Annotated in this window: 14 protein-coding genes; 7 read left to right on the top strand and 7 right to left on the bottom strand. The window is 74.0% G+C overall.

What is annotated here, in order from left to right:
* The first annotated feature begins 6 nt into the window (after positions 1 to 6).
* From ACFY29_RS29315 to ACFY29_RS29305, 3 genes are all read left to right on the top strand, one after another.
* The gene (locus tag ACFY29_RS29315) at positions 7 to 1,311 is read left to right on the top strand and encodes an exo-beta-N-acetylmuramidase NamZ domain-containing protein (protein WP_386991335.1); all 1,305 of its coding nucleotides are present in this window, start codon (positions 7 to 9) and stop codon (positions 1,309 to 1,311) included.
* Positions 1,312 to 1,322: 11 nt separating this feature from the next.
* Positions 1,323 to 3,128 (top strand): serine hydrolase, encoded by a 1,806-nt coding sequence (locus ACFY29_RS29310; RefSeq protein ID WP_386991333.1) that lies wholly within the window; start codon positions 1,323 to 1,325, stop codon positions 3,126 to 3,128.
* Between the two features lie 117 nt (positions 3,129 to 3,245).
* Positions 3,246 to 3,812 carry a maleylpyruvate isomerase N-terminal domain-containing protein gene (locus ACFY29_RS29305; RefSeq protein ID WP_386991565.1) on the top strand — a complete coding sequence of 189 codons (567 nt, stop codon included), beginning with the start codon at positions 3,246 to 3,248 and terminating at the stop codon, positions 3,810 to 3,812.
* Positions 3,813 to 3,819: 7 nt separating this feature from the next.
* On the opposite strand, the gene ACFY29_RS29300 is transcribed toward ACFY29_RS29305, so the two are convergent.
* On the bottom strand, positions 3,820 to 4,371 hold the full coding sequence (locus tag ACFY29_RS29300; RefSeq protein WP_386991331.1) for a GNAT family N-acetyltransferase: 552 nt from the start codon (positions 4,369 to 4,371) through the stop codon (positions 3,820 to 3,822).
* A 49-nt stretch (positions 4,372 to 4,420) separates the two neighbouring features.
* Positions 4,421 to 4,909 (bottom strand): DUF1992 domain-containing protein, encoded by a 489-nt coding sequence (locus ACFY29_RS29295; RefSeq protein WP_386991329.1) that lies wholly within the window; start codon positions 4,907 to 4,909, stop codon positions 4,421 to 4,423.
* Positions 4,910 to 5,134: 225 nt separating this feature from the next.
* Between ACFY29_RS29295 and ACFY29_RS29290 the strand changes: the two genes are divergently transcribed.
* On the top strand, positions 5,135 to 5,785 hold the full coding sequence (locus ACFY29_RS29290; protein ID WP_328416748.1) for a LysE family translocator: 651 nt from the start codon (positions 5,135 to 5,137) through the stop codon (positions 5,783 to 5,785).
* A 13-nt stretch (positions 5,786 to 5,798) separates the two neighbouring features.
* Here the strand turns inward: ACFY29_RS29290 and ACFY29_RS29285 are convergent, their stop codons facing one another.
* From ACFY29_RS29285 to ACFY29_RS29275, 3 genes are read right to left on the bottom strand one after another with little or no spacing between them, the layout of a single operon-like run.
* Complete coding sequence (locus ACFY29_RS29285; RefSeq protein WP_386991327.1) at positions 5,799 to 6,623, bottom strand: SDR family NAD(P)-dependent oxidoreductase; 825 nt, start codon at positions 6,621 to 6,623, stop codon at positions 5,799 to 5,801.
* On the bottom strand, positions 6,620 to 7,984 hold the full coding sequence (locus tag ACFY29_RS29280; RefSeq protein ID WP_386991325.1) for a flavin-containing monooxygenase: 1,365 nt from the start codon (positions 7,982 to 7,984) through the stop codon (positions 6,620 to 6,622). Before ACFY29_RS29280 ends, ACFY29_RS29285 begins: the two co-directional genes overlap by 4 nt.
* 56 nt (positions 7,985 to 8,040) lie before the next feature.
* Complete coding sequence (locus ACFY29_RS29275; RefSeq protein WP_386991563.1) at positions 8,041 to 8,682, bottom strand: TetR/AcrR family transcriptional regulator; 642 nt, start codon at positions 8,680 to 8,682, stop codon at positions 8,041 to 8,043.
* A gap of 77 nt (positions 8,683 to 8,759) precedes the next feature.
* On the opposite strand from ACFY29_RS29275, the gene ACFY29_RS29270 reads away from it, so the two are divergent.
* Both ACFY29_RS29270 and ACFY29_RS29265 read left to right on the top strand, forming a co-directional pair.
* Positions 8,760 to 10,109, top strand: coding sequence for an MFS transporter (locus ACFY29_RS29270; RefSeq protein WP_386991323.1), 1,350 nt, complete (start codon positions 8,760 to 8,762; stop codon positions 10,107 to 10,109).
* A gap of 46 nt (positions 10,110 to 10,155) precedes the next feature.
* Positions 10,156 to 11,313 carry a hypothetical protein gene (locus ACFY29_RS29265; protein ID WP_386991321.1) on the top strand — a complete coding sequence of 386 codons (1,158 nt, stop codon included), beginning with the start codon at positions 10,156 to 10,158 and terminating at the stop codon, positions 11,311 to 11,313.
* Between the two features lie 23 nt (positions 11,314 to 11,336).
* Here the strand turns inward: ACFY29_RS29265 and ACFY29_RS29260 are convergent, their stop codons facing one another.
* Positions 11,337 to 12,818, bottom strand: a complete 1,482-nt coding sequence (locus ACFY29_RS29260; RefSeq protein WP_386991319.1) for a peptide MFS transporter — start codon at positions 12,816 to 12,818, stop codon at positions 11,337 to 11,339.
* A 222-nt stretch (positions 12,819 to 13,040) separates the two neighbouring features.
* Here ACFY29_RS29260 and ACFY29_RS29255 point away from each other — a divergent pair, with 222 nt between their 5' ends.
* Positions 13,041 to 13,382, top strand: coding sequence for an RNA polymerase-binding protein RbpA (locus tag ACFY29_RS29255; protein ID WP_007460094.1), 342 nt, complete (start codon positions 13,041 to 13,043; stop codon positions 13,380 to 13,382).
* 63 nt (positions 13,383 to 13,445) lie between these two features.
* Here the strand turns inward: ACFY29_RS29255 and ACFY29_RS29250 are convergent, their stop codons facing one another.
* Positions 13,446 to 13,970 (bottom strand): FxsA family protein, encoded by a 525-nt coding sequence (locus ACFY29_RS29250; RefSeq protein WP_328416771.1) that lies wholly within the window; start codon positions 13,968 to 13,970, stop codon positions 13,446 to 13,448.
* Positions 13,971 to 13,974: the final 4 nt, after the last annotated feature.

The following is a 13,974-nucleotide window of genomic DNA, read 5'->3' as shown; positions in this document are numbered from 1 at the left end:
AACCCAATGCAGCGGAGGAATTTCCTTGTCGGCGCGGTCGGTACGGGCGCGCTGGGGGCGAGCGCGGGAGCGCTCGGCGTCGGTGCCCTGGCACCGGCGGCGGCCAGCTCCCGTGGCCGTCGGGTCCGCACCGGTCTCGACGAGTTGGTGTCCTCCGGGTTCGCCGACCTCGCCGGCCAGCGGGTGGGCGTTGTCTCCAACCCGACCGGCGTCGACGCGGCGTACCGGCACCTCGTCGACCTGATGCACGGCTCGGGTCGGGTTCAGCTGGTCGCGGCGTTCGGCCCCGAGCACGGCTTCCGGGGCTCCGCGCAGGCCGGCGGCAGCGAGGGCAATGGCGTCGACGCCCGCACCGGCATCACGGTGTACGACGCGTACGGCGCCTCGCAGGCCCGGTGGGAAGCCATGTTCACCGAGGCCGGGGTGGACACGGTGGTCTTCGACATCCAGGACGTCGGGGTCCGCTTCTACACCTACATCTGGACGATGTACACCTCGATGGTCGCGGCGGCGCGGGTCGGCAAACGCTACGTCGTGCTGGACCGGCCCAACCCGATCGGCGGGCGGGCCTACGGGCCGATGATGACCACGCCGTACACCTCGGGTGTGGGTCTGAAGGAGATCATCCAGCAGCACGGGATGACCGTCGGGGAGCTGGCCCGGTTCTTCAACGCCACGTTCCTGCCAACCGAGGCGGGGCGACCGGTCGACCTGCACGTGGTGCGGTGCCGGCACTGGAAGCGCGACGACCTCGCCGCCGACACCGACGTGCCCTGGGTGATGCCCAGTCCGAACATGCCCACCCCGGACACCGCGCTGGTCTACCCGGGTACCGGGCTGTTCGAGGGCGTCGCGTCGATCACCGAGGGGCGCGGCACGTGCCGCCCGTTCGAGCTGATCGGCGGGCTGGCGACCGACTTCGACCACCACTGGGGTGACCGGCTCAACGCCCGGAACCTGCCCGGAGTCGAGTTCCGCGAGGCGTACTTCTCGCCGACCTCGGCCGGGCAGAAGCCGGACCTGCTCAACAAGCTCTGCGCAGGCGTGGAGGTCAAGGTCGTCGACCGGGCCGTGTACGACCCGATCCGCACCGGCGTGGCGATGCTGGTGGAGGCGCACAAGTACCCGGCGTTCGCCTGGCGACGCGACTCGTGGGACACCGTGCGCCCGTACTGGATCGACAAGCTCACCGGCTCGCCGCGACTGCGTACCCAGATCGACGCCGGAGCCGACGTGGACGACGTCGTCGGCGCCTGGGCCGACGAGCTGGCCACCTTCAACCGGCAACGCCGGCCCTACCTGCTCTACTGAGGAGTGCGGTCATGACCAGGTCGATCCGTCGTCCGCTCCGCTCACTCGCGCTCGGCCTGGCCCTGGTGGTCCTGGGCACGACGCTGCCGGCCGCCGCCGCGGTTGCCGCGTCACCCCCGACCCCGTCGGGACCGCCGACCGTCACGCCCGCCGACATCCACTTCCGACACGACACGCTGCGGCGCGGCAGCGCCCGCCAGGTCGGCCTGCTCCCCGACCAGGTGGATCGCCTGCCCGCCGACCTGGCGGCGTACCTCCAGCCGACGCCCGACCATCCCGGATACCCGATGTACGCGGGCGCGGTGGTCCTGGCCGCGAAGGACGGCGTGATCGTGGAGCACGCCGCCGTGGGCAGCGCGGTGAAGTACGCCTCTGTCGGGCCGCCGCCCGGCCTGGTCGGCGTGGAACTCCCTGCCGACCAGCAGATCGCGACCCGTCCCGACACCATCTTCGACCTGGCGTCGGTGTCGAAGCTGTTCACCACGATCGTCACCATGCAGCAGGTGGAGCGGGGGCGGGTGGAGCTGGACGCGCCGGTAGCCCGGTACGTCCCGGAGTTCGCCGCTGGCGGCAAGGCGACGGTCACCGTCCGGATGCTGCTCACCCACACGTCGGGTCTGCCCGCGTTCACGGCGCTGTGGAGCAGGTACCCGACGCCGGCCGAACGGTTCGCCGCCACGCTCGCCACGCCCCTCGCCGCCGGGGCGACACCTGGCTCCCAGTACGTCTACTCGGACCTCGGGCTGATCGCGCTGGGCGTACTGGTGGAACGGGTGACCGGTCGGCCGCTGGCCGAGCTGGTCCGCGACGGCGTGACCGGGCCGCTGGGCATGATCGACACCGGCTACAACCCGGGCCCGGAGCGGCGGTCGCGGATCGCCGCGACCGAGTACCAGCCGTACGCCGGGCGCGGCATGGTCTGGGGTGAGGTGCACGACGAGAACGCCTGGTCCCTCGGCGGGGTGGCCGGGCACGCCGGGGTCTTCTCCACGGCAACGGACCTGGCCGTCCTCTGCCAGTCACTGCTCAACGGCGGCGAGTACCGCGGTCGGCGGATCCTGCGCTCGGAAACGGTGCGCACGATGCTGGTCAACTACAACGCGCCGCTGGAGTCGGCCTACCCGGAGAGCGACCGCGGGCTCGGCTTCGAGCTGAACAAGCACTGGTACATGATGGGGCTCTCCTCGCCGGTGGCCTTCGGGCATACCGGCTTCACCGGAACGTCGATCGTCATCGACCCGCTCTCCCACTCGTTCGTCGTCATGCTGAGCAACCGGGTTCACCCGGACCGGGGCTGGGGCAGCAACAACGTGGCCCGCCGGGCCGTCGCGCGTGACCTCGCCGAGGCGATGCCGGTGCGACCGCGCTCGGCCAGCGCCTGGCGGGCCGACCCACGCGACTCCGCGACGAGCACGCTCACGGCGCCGCTGCGCCGGCCCGCGCGGGGCGCGACGGCGAGCTTCCTGCTCTGGTACGACACCGAGCCCCGCTACGACAGCGCGCGGTTCGAGGTCTCCACCGACGGCGGGCAGACCTGGGCGCCGGCGACCATGCAGCTCCGCGACGCCGGCCGACGGTGGACCGCCGACGGCACGGTCACCGGCTACGGGGGCCGGGTGTGGTGGCAGGTCTCGGTGGCGCTGCCCGACCAGGCCACCCACCTGCGATGGAGCAGCAGCACAGACGGCTCCGGCCAGGGGCGTGGCGTCTACGTCGACCGGGTCGTGGCGGCGGACCGGTACGGCGTGCTCTTCCAGGGCGAAGGCGGCGACGCCTCCCGGCTCGTCGTCGACGGGTGGTCACCAGCGCGCAGCTGAGTCGTTCGCCCGGGGTCGGAGTGTGGCCGGCCCCGGGCGAACGGGCTGCCCTGCAACCGCGCGTCGAATCGCGTTGCGGTGACCGGCGGGCGCTGCGAGGCTCGACGGATGCCAGCCATGGACGGCGCCGACGTACGCGACGCGGCCGACGAGATGACCCGGGTCCTGGACCCGCACCGGGACCGGGACTGGTCGGTGCCGGCCGGCACGTTGCGTTGGACCTGCTGGACCACCGCCGCCCACGTGGCACACGACCTGCTCGGGTACGCCGGCCAGGTCACCGGCCGACCCGACGACGCCTACCTGCCGTACGACCTGCGGGTCTCCCCCGACGCGAGCCCGGCGCAGGTGCTGACGGTTGTCCGGGCCTGCGCCGGCCTGCTCGCCGCCGCGGTCGACGCCGCCGCGCCGGAGACCCGGGCCTGGCACTTCGGCCCGTGCGACCCGGCCGGCTTCGCCGCCATGGGAGTGGCGGAGACCCTGTTGCACACGCACGACATCACCCTCGGCCTCGGCGTGCCGTGGCTGCCGCCGCACCGGCTGAGCACGCTGGTGCTGCGGCGACTGTTCCCGGACGCCCCGGCCGGCGCCGCGCCCGAGGTGCTGCTGTGGATGACCGGGCGCGGGGAACTGCCCGGCCGGGCGCGGCGCACCTCGTGGAGTTGGCGCGCCGCTCTGGACTGAACGAGCCTCAGCTCACTGAGGGGGCGGCCAACGAGTGCCGGTGACCGTCGCGCGGGAACGGCGGGTACGCCGGCAGCACCTCCTGGAAGAGGTAGCCGCTCTTCTCCGCCACCCGGCAGGAGGCCGGGTTGTCCACCTGGTGCAGCAGGTCGAGGCGCGCCAACCCGGTGAACCGGTCGAACGCCCACCGGCTGAGTGCCGTAACCGCGCGCGGGGCGACGCCCCTACCGCGCGCCCACGCCGCCGTCCAGTAGCCCACCTCGGCCACCGGGCGTCCGGGCGCGACCCGCTTGAGCACTACGCACGCCACCAGCCGTGGACCGTCCGCGCCGTCCTCCAGCGCGGCGAAGGTGAACCGCCGGCCGTCGTCCCAGTCCTGCTGCGCCTGCTCCAGCCACTGCCGCCCCTCGTCGACGGTGGTCACCGGGTTCTGGGTCCACCGTTGCAGCACCGGATCCCGGTACGCCTCCAGCAGGGCGTCCAGGTCGTCGTCACGCCAGGGGCGTAGGACGAGGCCCGGCGCAGAAGTGGTAACCATCGCGGGCAGCTCGATTCGCATCCGCACAGTCTGCCGTGACGGGGGCCCTCAGCTCACCGCCCCCGGCGGGTCAGTTCGCCCGGCGGCGGCGCCACGGCAGCCACGCCCACCGGGACCGGCGGGCCGGTGCAACGGCGGGCGCCGGCGTGGCGGCGGGTGCCCTGGTGGCGGGCGGGGTGTGCTCGGCGCGCCAGCGGCGGACCACCTCGTCGGCGTTCACCGGCCGCACCACGACCCGGGGGCCGTCCGGGTTGCGCAGCCAGGCCACGATCTGTGCGTTCAGGTTCCCCACGAAGTCCCGGACGGACTGCTCGGTGGGCAGGTCGCGGACCTCGTCGGGCACCTGTTCGATGCGCCGGCGTAGTTGCAGCGGGGTGGGCAGCAGCAGGTCGCTGGGCAGCTTCTCGCGCTCCAGGAAGCTCTTGATCCACCACGACTCGTCGTACGGCATCCCTCGGCCGGGGATGGGCTTGCCCATGCCGGGCAGGTCATCGAACTCGCCGCGTTGCACGGCTCCCCGGATCTGCGCCTCCACGGCCGCGTCCCACGCTTCAGTCACCCTGCGGCACCTCCCTGGCCACCGTAACGCGCCGCCTCCGGACGGTGGCGCGCCCCGCAACGGACAGCGCGGTCGGGCCCGTGACCATTCCCGTCGGTCTCCGTTGGGGGTGGTTTCGGACCGAAAGACCGGTTCGAACGGCAGGCCACGGTCTGGCAGGTGGCCCTGGGCCGGGGTGCCCGCCCGGCCTACGGTCGGTGCGGGTATCGGTGAACGGGGGGCGTCATGGTGGGTACGGCTGCACTGCTGGGCATCGCGTTGGTGGCCTTGGGGCTGGTGCTCACACCCGGCCCGAACATGGTCTACCTGATCTCCCGCTCGGTGGCGCAGGGCCGCCGGGCCGGGCTGATCTCGCTGCTCGGGGTGGCCGCCGGGTTCGGCGTCTACCTGGCGGCGGCGGTCGCCGGGCTGGCCACCGTCTTCGTCCTGGTGCCGACGCTGTACGCGGCGGTGAAGCTGGCCGGGGCCGGCTATCTGCTCTGGCTGGCCTGGCGGACGCTGCGCCCGGGTGGGCAGTCCCCGTTCACGCCCGCGCCGCTGCCCCCGGACCAGCCGCGACGGCTGTTCACCATGGGCCTGGTCACCAACCTGCTGAACCCGAAGATCGCCATCCTCTACGTCTCGCTGCTGCCGCAGTTCATCGACCCGGCGCGGGGGCACCTGGCGGCGCAGAGCCTGCTGCTCGGCCTGACCCAGATCACCGTCGCGCTGACCGTGAACGCGCTGATCGTGCTCAGCGCCGGCTCCCTCGCCGGGTTCTTCGCCCGCCGGCCGCTGTGGCTGCGGGTGCAGCGCTGGGTGACCGGCACGGCGTTGGCCGCGCTGGCCGTCCGGATCGCCACCGACCGCTCCCGCGCCGCGGTCGCCACCCCCTGAGCCGGCGGTTCGGTCAGTGGCCCGGGTCGCGGTGCCGGCGCAGCATCCCGGCGGCCAGCGGCGCGGCGTCCAGGTCGCCGGCGGCGAGCCGGGCGGCGAGGGTACGACGTACCAGCCGGTCGGCCAGCGCTGGCGCGTGCCGGCCGACGGCCATCTCCAGCCGGCCACGCGCGGTGGTCGCCACGTCCCGGGGTGCCCGCCGGGCGGTGGCGGCGCGCAGGATCGCCGCGACCACCCCCTCGACGGGCTCCGGCCGGGACACCCCCTGCAGGGACAGGCCGGCCTCGGCGGTGCTGTCGTGGATCGGTGAGGCCACCATGCTCGGGTAGACGACGCTCACCCCGACGTGGGTGCCCACCTCGTGGCGCAGTGCGTCGGCGTACGCGACCAGCGCCCGCTTGCTCACCCCGTACGCGGCGGCGAGCGGCAGCGGCAGCACCGCCATCCGACTGGACACGAAGATCACCCGTCCCCGTGTGGCGAGCAGTGCGGGCAGCGCCGCGGCGGTGGTCCGCCAGGCGGCCAGCAGGTTGACCTCGAGCTGCCGGCGGACCATCTCATCGGGCGGCAGCTCGGCCGGGGCGGGGCCACCGACCCCGGCGTTGTTGACCAGCAGGTCCAGCCCGCCGAGCCGGTCGACGGCAGCCCGCACCGCCGGCGGCACGGCGGCTGGGTCGGTCAGGTCGCAGCCGAGCACCGGCAGGTCGTCGTCGGGTCGCGCGTGCAGGTCCAGCCCGACCACCTGGGCGCCGGCGGCGTTCAACGCGGCGCCGAGGTGACGGCCGAACGTGCCGCTCGCCCCGGTCACCAGCACCCGGCGGCCGGTCAGCCCGGTCACCGTCCGGCTCCGACCGGCGCCGTGGCGTCGGGACCGCCACCGCGCGGTGCAGTCGGGCGCGCGCGGCGGGCGCCGGCGGTCAGCTCCCGGGTCAGCTCGGCCAGGTAGACGTCGAAGTCCACCCGCATCGCCGGTCTGCGCTGACCCCAGCGGGCGGTCGCCGCCCGGAGCTCGGCGCGGCAGACGGCCCGCTGCCGGTCGGCCTCCGGTAGCGCGTACCGGCCGGCGAGCTGCGCGGCGATCAGCTTGGCCTGCGCCTCCACCAGGGGGAACGCGGACCCGGTGGACTGCATCAGCCCGACGAAGGTCAGGCCGGGGGCGTCGGGGTGGAACACGTGCCGGTACAGCGACAGGGTGTCCGCGCCCTCGTTCAGCAGCGCCGGGTCGAGGAACGGGATCTCCACCCGGTAGCCGGTGCACCAGATGATCAGGTCGACCGGGTCGCTGCGGCCGTCGGTGAACTCGACCCGGTCGCCGTCGAGGGTGGCGATGCCGGGGCGGGCCTCGATGTCGCCGTGGGTCAGCCGGGACAGCAGCCCGTCGGAGAGCGTCGGATGGTCCTGGAGGAAGCCGTGGGTCGGTGCGGGCAGCCCGTAGCGGGCGGGACTGCCGACGGTGGTGCTGAGCATGGTCTGGCTGATGCGTTGGCGTAGTCGCCACGGCAGCCGGCGGGCCAGCGCCCCGTTGAGGGTGTCGGAGGGGCGGCCCAGCAGGTACTTCGGGACCACCCACACGCCCCGGCGCAGCGACAGCAGGGTGCGGGTGGCCGCGTACGAGGCGTCCACCGCGATGTCCATCGCGGAGTTGCCGCCCCCGACGACCAGGACCCGCTTGCCGGCCAGTTGTTCCGGGCCCCGGTAGTCGTGGCTGTGCAGCTGTTCGGCGGTGCTGGCGCCGGTGTACGGCGGGCTGGGCAGCCGGGGCACCCGGTTGTGGCCGTTGGCGACCACCACGGCCTCGACGGTGACCTCGACCGGCCCGTCCGGTCCGCTCGCCCGCACGGTCCAGGTGCCCGAGGGATCCCGGGTGACCCGCTCGACGGTGTGGCGCAGGCGGATGGTGTCGCCCAGCCCGAAGCGGTCGGCGTATCCGGCCAGGTAGCCGGCGATCCGGCGGTGGTCGGGGTAGTCGGGCCAGTCGGCGGGCATCGGGTGGTCGGCGAACTGGGTGCGGCCGCGGCTGGTGTTCAGGTGCAGCGTGCGGTACGCGGGCGAATCGGGCGCCCCGTACACCCAGAGGCCGCCGACCTGGTCGGTGGTCTCGAAGCAGACCGTCGGCACGTCGGCGTCTCGCAGTGCCTTGACGGCGGCGAGCCCGGCCGCGCCAGCGCCGATCACCGCCACCCTGGGTGGTACGCCCATCGCTGCCCCCACTTAATCCAACGTCCGATGGATAATCGTCGTGAGCGGGCGGCCCGTCAAGAGGCCGCCGGTCCGTACAGCCCGTCCAGGAAGCGGTGCACGAACACCCGGAACTCGCGCCGCTCCCGGGCGCCCGGCGCACCCGCGGCCAGCGCCACCACGTGCCCGTGTGCGGCCCAGACCAGGCTTCGCACCGTGATGTGCGGTGTCGGTTCGACCAGCGCGCCGGCCGCCGCCGCGGCGGTGAGCAACTCCGTCACCAGCCGGTACAACGGCTCGGCGTAGCGCTGGTCGAGCTCGGCGTGCCGCTGCGGTTCCAGCCAGCGTCGCAGCCACAGCGCGGTGGTCTCCGGACGGTCCTCCAGGAAGTCGACGAAGACGTCGACCAGGTCGTGCAGAGCGCGTCGCGCCGCGTCCGGCCCCGCGTCGAGGGCCGATCGGGCCTGCTCGGCGGCCTGCGTCAGGACCTCCCGTTCGGCGCTGAAGACCCGCGCGAAGCAGGCGTCGTAGAGCGCCGCCTTCGTACCGGTGTGGTGGGCGACCGTGGCGACGTCCACGCCGGCGGCGGCGGCGACCTCCCGGAGCCCGACGGCGTCGAAGCCGCGCTCGGCGAAGAGCGCGGTGGCCGCGGTGAGCACCACCTCGCGGGTCGGGCGGCTCTGGTCCCGGCGGGGCCGACCCGGACGGCGTTGGGGCATGGTCATGGCCGCCATTCTGCCCCTAGAATCCATCAACCGTTGGATTGGTGGGCTGCTGCCCTGGAGAGGATGCGGCGATGACCGGGCTCGACCGGCGGCCCGCTGCCGCCACAGATGCGACGCTGCCCCGCGGCCCGTTGGCCGGCTTCGCCGCCGGCTCGATCGGCATGGGTGTCTGGGTGACCGTGCCCGGCCTGCTGCTGCTCTACTTCCTCACCGACGTGCTGGCCGTCGAGCCGTGGCTGGCCGGTCTGGCACTGCTGCTGCCGAAGGTCGCCGACGTGCTGCTGCACCCCTGGGTCGGGCATCGCGCCGACGTGGAGCAGACCCGCCGGGGCGACCGGCGGCGACTGCTGCTGCTCGGCTGCGTCCTGCCGCTCGCGTTCGCCGCGATCTTCGCGGTGCCCGGCGGGCTGACGGGCGCACCGGCCGCCGCATGGGTGGCGGTGTTCTTCGTCGCCGGCAACCTGCTCTTCGCCGCCTACCAGGTCCCCTACCTGGCCACCCCGGCCGACCTGCGGATCGGCTACCACGAACGCACCCGGCTGATGGCGTTCCGGATGGTGGTGCTGACCCTGGGCATCCTCGTCTCCGGGCTGCTGGCCCCCCTGCTGACCGGCGGCGACGCCGCGACCCGCACCGGCTACCAGCGGATGGGTGTGGTCCTGGCGGTGGGGATGCTGGCCGCCATGCTGGTCGGCGTCGCCGGCATCGCCCGGCTGCGCGGCTCCGCGGCGGCCACCGGTCCAGCGGGGCACGGCGGGTGGCGGGCGTTGCGCACCGCGCTGCGCGACCGGCAGTTCCGCTGGCTGGTCGCCGCCTACCTGGCCATGTCCACCACCACCCATCTGGTACTGGCCGCGGTGCCCTACTACGCCGAGTACGAGCTGCGCGCCCCCGGCCTGACCACGGTGCTGGTGGCCGCGTTCGTGGCGCCGGCCCTGCTGGTCACCCCGGCCTGGCTGGTGCTGGCCCGCCGGGTCGGCAAGCAGCGGGCGCTGCTCGGCGCGCAGGGCGCGTTCGCGGCCGGCTCGCTGGTGCTGGCGGTGGGCCGACCGGCCGGCCTGCCCCTGCTGATCGGCGCGGTGGCGGTGCTCGGGGTGGCGTTCGCCGGCATGCAGCTGCTGCCGTTCTCGATGCTGCCCGACGTGATCCGCGCGGCCGACACGACCGGCGCCGGCACCTACACCGGGGTGTGGACGGCCACCGAGGCCACCGGCGCGGCCCTCGGCCCGTACGCGTACGCCCTGTGCCTGACCGTCGGCGGGTTCGTGGCCTCGACGGCCGGTCAGACGCCGGTCCAGCCGGACGCGGCGCTCGCGGCGATCCGCTACGGGTTCGGGCTGCTGCCCGCCGTGGCCATGCTCGCGGCGCTGCTGCTGCAACGCCGCTACACCCTGGACGCGACCGCCCGAACGGCCGGCTGACGGCGCGGCGACGCCGTCAGCCGCCCGGCACTAGACTTCGCCCTCGATGGACGCCCAGCCCACCCCCACCGAAACCCGCCCGTGCGCCCACTGTGGACAGCCCGTGCCACAGCGTGTCGGCGCGGGTCGACCGTTCCGCTACTGCCGGGACAACGACGGCGCCTGCCAGCGCGCCTCCCGCAACAGTCGGATGCGCCACCGCAACGCCCCCGGCCTGCCCGGGCAGGTGGCCCGCACCTGGGAGGCGGTGGACCGGCTCGACCAGATCGTCGAGACGTTGACCGAGTCCCTGCACGCCGAGCTGTCCCCGGTGGGTGTGCAGCGGCAGTTGGCCCAGGCCCGCGCCGAGGCGGCCACCGAGGTCGCCGCCGCGCAGGCCGAACGCGATGAGGCCCGCGGCGACGCCGAGGACGCGGCGGCGGACGCGGCCCGAGCCCGCGAGCAGGCCCGTGGCGCGCTGGCCGACGCCGAGGACGCCCGGCAGCGCGCCGAGCGGGCCGTACAGCAGGCCGGCGCGGCCGACGAGCGGACCCAGCGGGCCGAGGCCGCCCGCGACCAGGCACGCCACGACGCCAGTGCGGCCGAGGCGCTGCGGAGCCAGGCCGAGCGGGACCGCGACCAGGCGCGACACGACCTGCGCGACCTGCGCGCGCACCATGACACCGAGCGGCAGCGGGTGGCCGACCTGACCGTCGAGCGCGATGCGGTGCGCGCCGACGCCGAGCGGGCCACCCGGGCCGCGGCCGAGGCGACCGAGCGGGCGCAGCGGTGGCAGGCCGAGGTGCAGGACGTCCGGCGTCAGATCGAGCAGGCCCGCGCGGACGCCGCGCGGACCCGCACCGAGGCCGCCGACGCCGCCCGGGCCCGGGAGCAGGCCGACCGGGCCCGCGACCGCGCGCAGGTCGCCGCCCGCGAGGCCGACGACGCCCGGCAGGAGGCGGCCGAGCTGGCCGCGCAGCTACGCGCGGAACTGGCCGCCACGGCCGCGCAGCGCGACACGCTCGCCGCCGAGGTGGGCGCCGCCCGGCAGGCCGCGGCCACCGCCGAGGGCCGGCTCACCGCCCTGACGGTACGGCTGGAGGCCGCCGAGACCGACCGGGACCTGGCCCAGCGGCGGGTGGCGCAGCTCGGCGACCAGGTCAGCGACCTGGCCCTGGCGCTGGCCCGGCTCGGTGCCGCCACTCCCGACGACGCCACCCGCTGACCCGGCCCGGTGCTCAGGCCCGGTCAGTGGATGCCGGCCATCAGCGCGCGGATGTGCCGGGCGAACATCACCGCGCCCAGCCCGAACGCCACCGACGCCAGGCCGAAGGTGAGGAAGTAAGTCGGCTCGGACCAGGTGTCGGCGAGCCGGGCCACCTGCCCGCCGATCGCGTCGCCGACGGCGGTGGCGAGGAACCACAGCCCCAGCATCTGGCTGGCGTACTTCACCGGCGCCAGCTTGGTGGTGGCCGACAGGCCGACCGGGCTCAGCGACAGCTCACCGGCGACCTGGAGGGCGAAGACCGCCACCAGCCACCACGGGGACACCTGGTCACCGCCGACGGCGGCCTGCGCGGCGGCGGCCATCAGCACGAACGACAGGCCGTTGAGCACCAGACCGACGGCGAACTTCACCGGCGTGGACACCCGGTGGCCCACCCGCAGCCACAGCAGCGCGAACAGCGGCGCGCCGATGATGACCAGGATCGGATTCACCGACTGAAGCCAGGACGCGGGGAAGGTGAAGCCGGCGACGTTCCGGTCGGTGCGCTCGGCGGCGAAGATGTTCAGCACCGACCCGGCCTGGTCGTAGATCAGCCAGAACGCGGCGGCGAACACGAACAGCCACAGGTACGCCTTCATCCGGCTGCGCTCGGTCGTGCTGAGCTCCCGGTCGGTCATGATCCGGGCGAAGTAGCCGATGGTGACCAGCACGGTGACCGCGGTGAGCAGGTTCACCACCGAGTCGATGGTGAACAGTCCGGCCAGCGCGAGCGCGGCGACGAGTACGACGAGCGCCGCGACCGCCACGCCGACGCGGGTCAGCGCCCGGCGGCGGTCCGCGCCCAGCAGCGGGTCGGCCGGCCGGTCCCCGGCGTCGCCCAGGTTGCGCCGGCCCAGCACGTACTGGATCACACCGAAGGTCATTCCGACCGCGGCCACGGCGAACCCCAGATGCCAGTTGATCTTCTCGCCGAGCAGGCCGGTGATCAGCGGGGCGATGAACGCGCCCAGGTTGATGCCCATGTAGAAGATCGAGAAGCCGGCGTCGCGGCGCGGGGAGTCCCGGTCGTACAGGGCGCCGACCATGGTGGAGATGTTCGGTTTCAGCAGGCCGGTACCGAGGACGATGAGGACCATCCCGGCGAAGACGCTCCACCGCGTGGGCACCGCCATCACGTAGTGCCCGGCGGCGATCACCACCCCACCCCACAGCACGCTGCGCCGGGCGCCGATCAGCCGGTCGGCGACCCACCCGCCGGGCAGCGCCATCAGGTACACCATCGCGTTGTACGTGCCGTAGACCGCGGTGGCGCTGGAATCGCCCAGCCCCAGCCCGTCGTCGGTGGTCTCGGCCGTGAGGTACAACACCAGGATCGCCCGCATGCCGTAGAAGCTGAACCGCTCCCACATCTCGGTGAGGAAAAGGGTGGCCAGTGCGCGGGGATGACCGAAGAACGTCCGCTCGGTCGGGACACCGCGCTCGACCGGCACGTCATGGGCCATCGCAACCTCCGCTGCACTCGGGCGGTTAACATCCCCGGTGGCAGCCGAAACACTCCACCGTTGCGAACCGGCCGGGGATCACCTGGTGGGGTGGTCGTCCTGGCCGGCTACCCTTGGTCCCGGCCCACCCGTGGACGCCTCACGCCCCCGGGCGGGAATGGCTGGGCGGGAACGCACCGTTACACCCAGAAGACCAGCACCACGAACGAGGGGAAGTCGATCATGGGCGAGCGTATGCTGCGCGGAAGCCGCCTGGGCGCGGTCAGCTATGAATCCGACCGCAACACGGAGCTCGCGCCGCGTCAGACCCGCGAGTACCTCTGTGCCAAGGGCCACCAGTTCGAGGTGCCGTTCGCCGTCGACGCCGAGGTCCCGACGACCTGGGAATGCAAGTTCGACGGCAGCGTCGCTCGACTCGTCGACGGCAACGAGCCGGAGCAGAAGAAGGCCAAGCCGCCGCGTACCCACTGGGACATGCTGCTGGAGCGGCGCTCCATCGCCGAGCTCGAGGACATCCTCGCTGAGCGGCTGCAGGAGGTCCGTACCCGCCGCGGCCGCGCCTGAGCCGCACCGCACGACACGGCGCCCCCGGGGTTTCCCCCGGGGGCGCCGTCGTGTCTCTACCGGTCAGTTGCGGCCAGGCTCGACGATCTCGCCCTCGATGGCCCGGCCGCCGTCGACCACCACCGGCTGCTCCGGTTCCGGACGGGGCGTCGGTCGCGGCGCACCCTGGCGCACCCGCACGGTACGCGGGCCGAACAGGTCACCGGCGACCATCGACGACACCCGGCGCTCGGTGGTGCGTTGCATCCCGGCGCGGGCCAAGCGCCGCAGCGGCGGCACCAGCAGCAGCAGGCCGACCACGCCGCTGACCAGACCGGGCACCGCCAACAGCAGCGCGCCGGCCAACCCGACCAGCCCGTCGGTCACCTGCCGGCCCGGTGGCTGTCCCGCCTGCGTCGCGGAGCGGAATCCACGCCAGGCGCGCATGCCCTCGCGGCGCAGCAGCACCAGCCCGAGCAGCGAGGCCCCGAACACCAGCAGCACCGCCACGCCGAACCCCAACGCCCGCCCCACCAGGACGAACACCGCAAGCTCCAGCACCACCGCCAGCAACAGGGCCAACGGTACGAACCTCAGTCCTCGGCGCATCTCA

Origin of the sequence: Micromonospora sp. NPDC000668, assembly GCF_042897975.1 — a bacterium.
Lineage (GTDB): Bacteria > Actinomycetota > Actinomycetes > Mycobacteriales > Micromonosporaceae > Micromonospora.
This window is presented reverse-complemented; position numbering and strand designations above follow the sequence as displayed.

Coding starts and splice junctions, on each gene's coding strand:
- ACFY29_RS29315 (WP_386991335.1), top strand. CDS start 7: ATGCAGCGGAGGAATTTCCTTGTCGGCGCGGTCGGTACGGGCGCGCTG.
- ACFY29_RS29300 (WP_386991331.1), bottom strand. CDS start 4,371: ATGCGAATCGAGCTGCCCGCGATGGTTACCACTTCTGCGCCGGGCCTC.
- ACFY29_RS29250 (WP_328416771.1), bottom strand. CDS start 13,970: ATGCGCCGAGGACTGAGGTTCGTACCGTTGGCCCTGTTGCTGGCGGTG.
- ACFY29_RS29265 (WP_386991321.1), top strand. CDS start 10,156: ATGGACGCCCAGCCCACCCCCACCGAAACCCGCCCGTGCGCCCACTGT.
- ACFY29_RS29305 (WP_386991565.1), top strand. CDS start 3,246: ATGGACGGCGCCGACGTACGCGACGCGGCCGACGAGATGACCCGGGTC.
- ACFY29_RS29290 (WP_328416748.1), top strand. CDS start 5,135: ATGGTGGGTACGGCTGCACTGCTGGGCATCGCGTTGGTGGCCTTGGGG.
- ACFY29_RS29270 (WP_386991323.1), top strand. CDS start 8,760: ATGACCGGGCTCGACCGGCGGCCCGCTGCCGCCACAGATGCGACGCTG.
- ACFY29_RS29255 (WP_007460094.1), top strand. CDS start 13,041: ATGGGCGAGCGTATGCTGCGCGGAAGCCGCCTGGGCGCGGTCAGCTAT.
- ACFY29_RS29260 (WP_386991319.1), bottom strand. CDS start 12,818: ATGGCCCATGACGTGCCGGTCGAGCGCGGTGTCCCGACCGAGCGGACG.
- ACFY29_RS29310 (WP_386991333.1), top strand. CDS start 1,323: ATGACCAGGTCGATCCGTCGTCCGCTCCGCTCACTCGCGCTCGGCCTG.
- ACFY29_RS29280 (WP_386991325.1), bottom strand. CDS start 7,984: ATGGGCGTACCACCCAGGGTGGCGGTGATCGGCGCTGGCGCGGCCGGG.
- ACFY29_RS29275 (WP_386991563.1), bottom strand. CDS start 8,682: ATGCCCCAACGCCGTCCGGGTCGGCCCCGCCGGGACCAGAGCCGCCCG.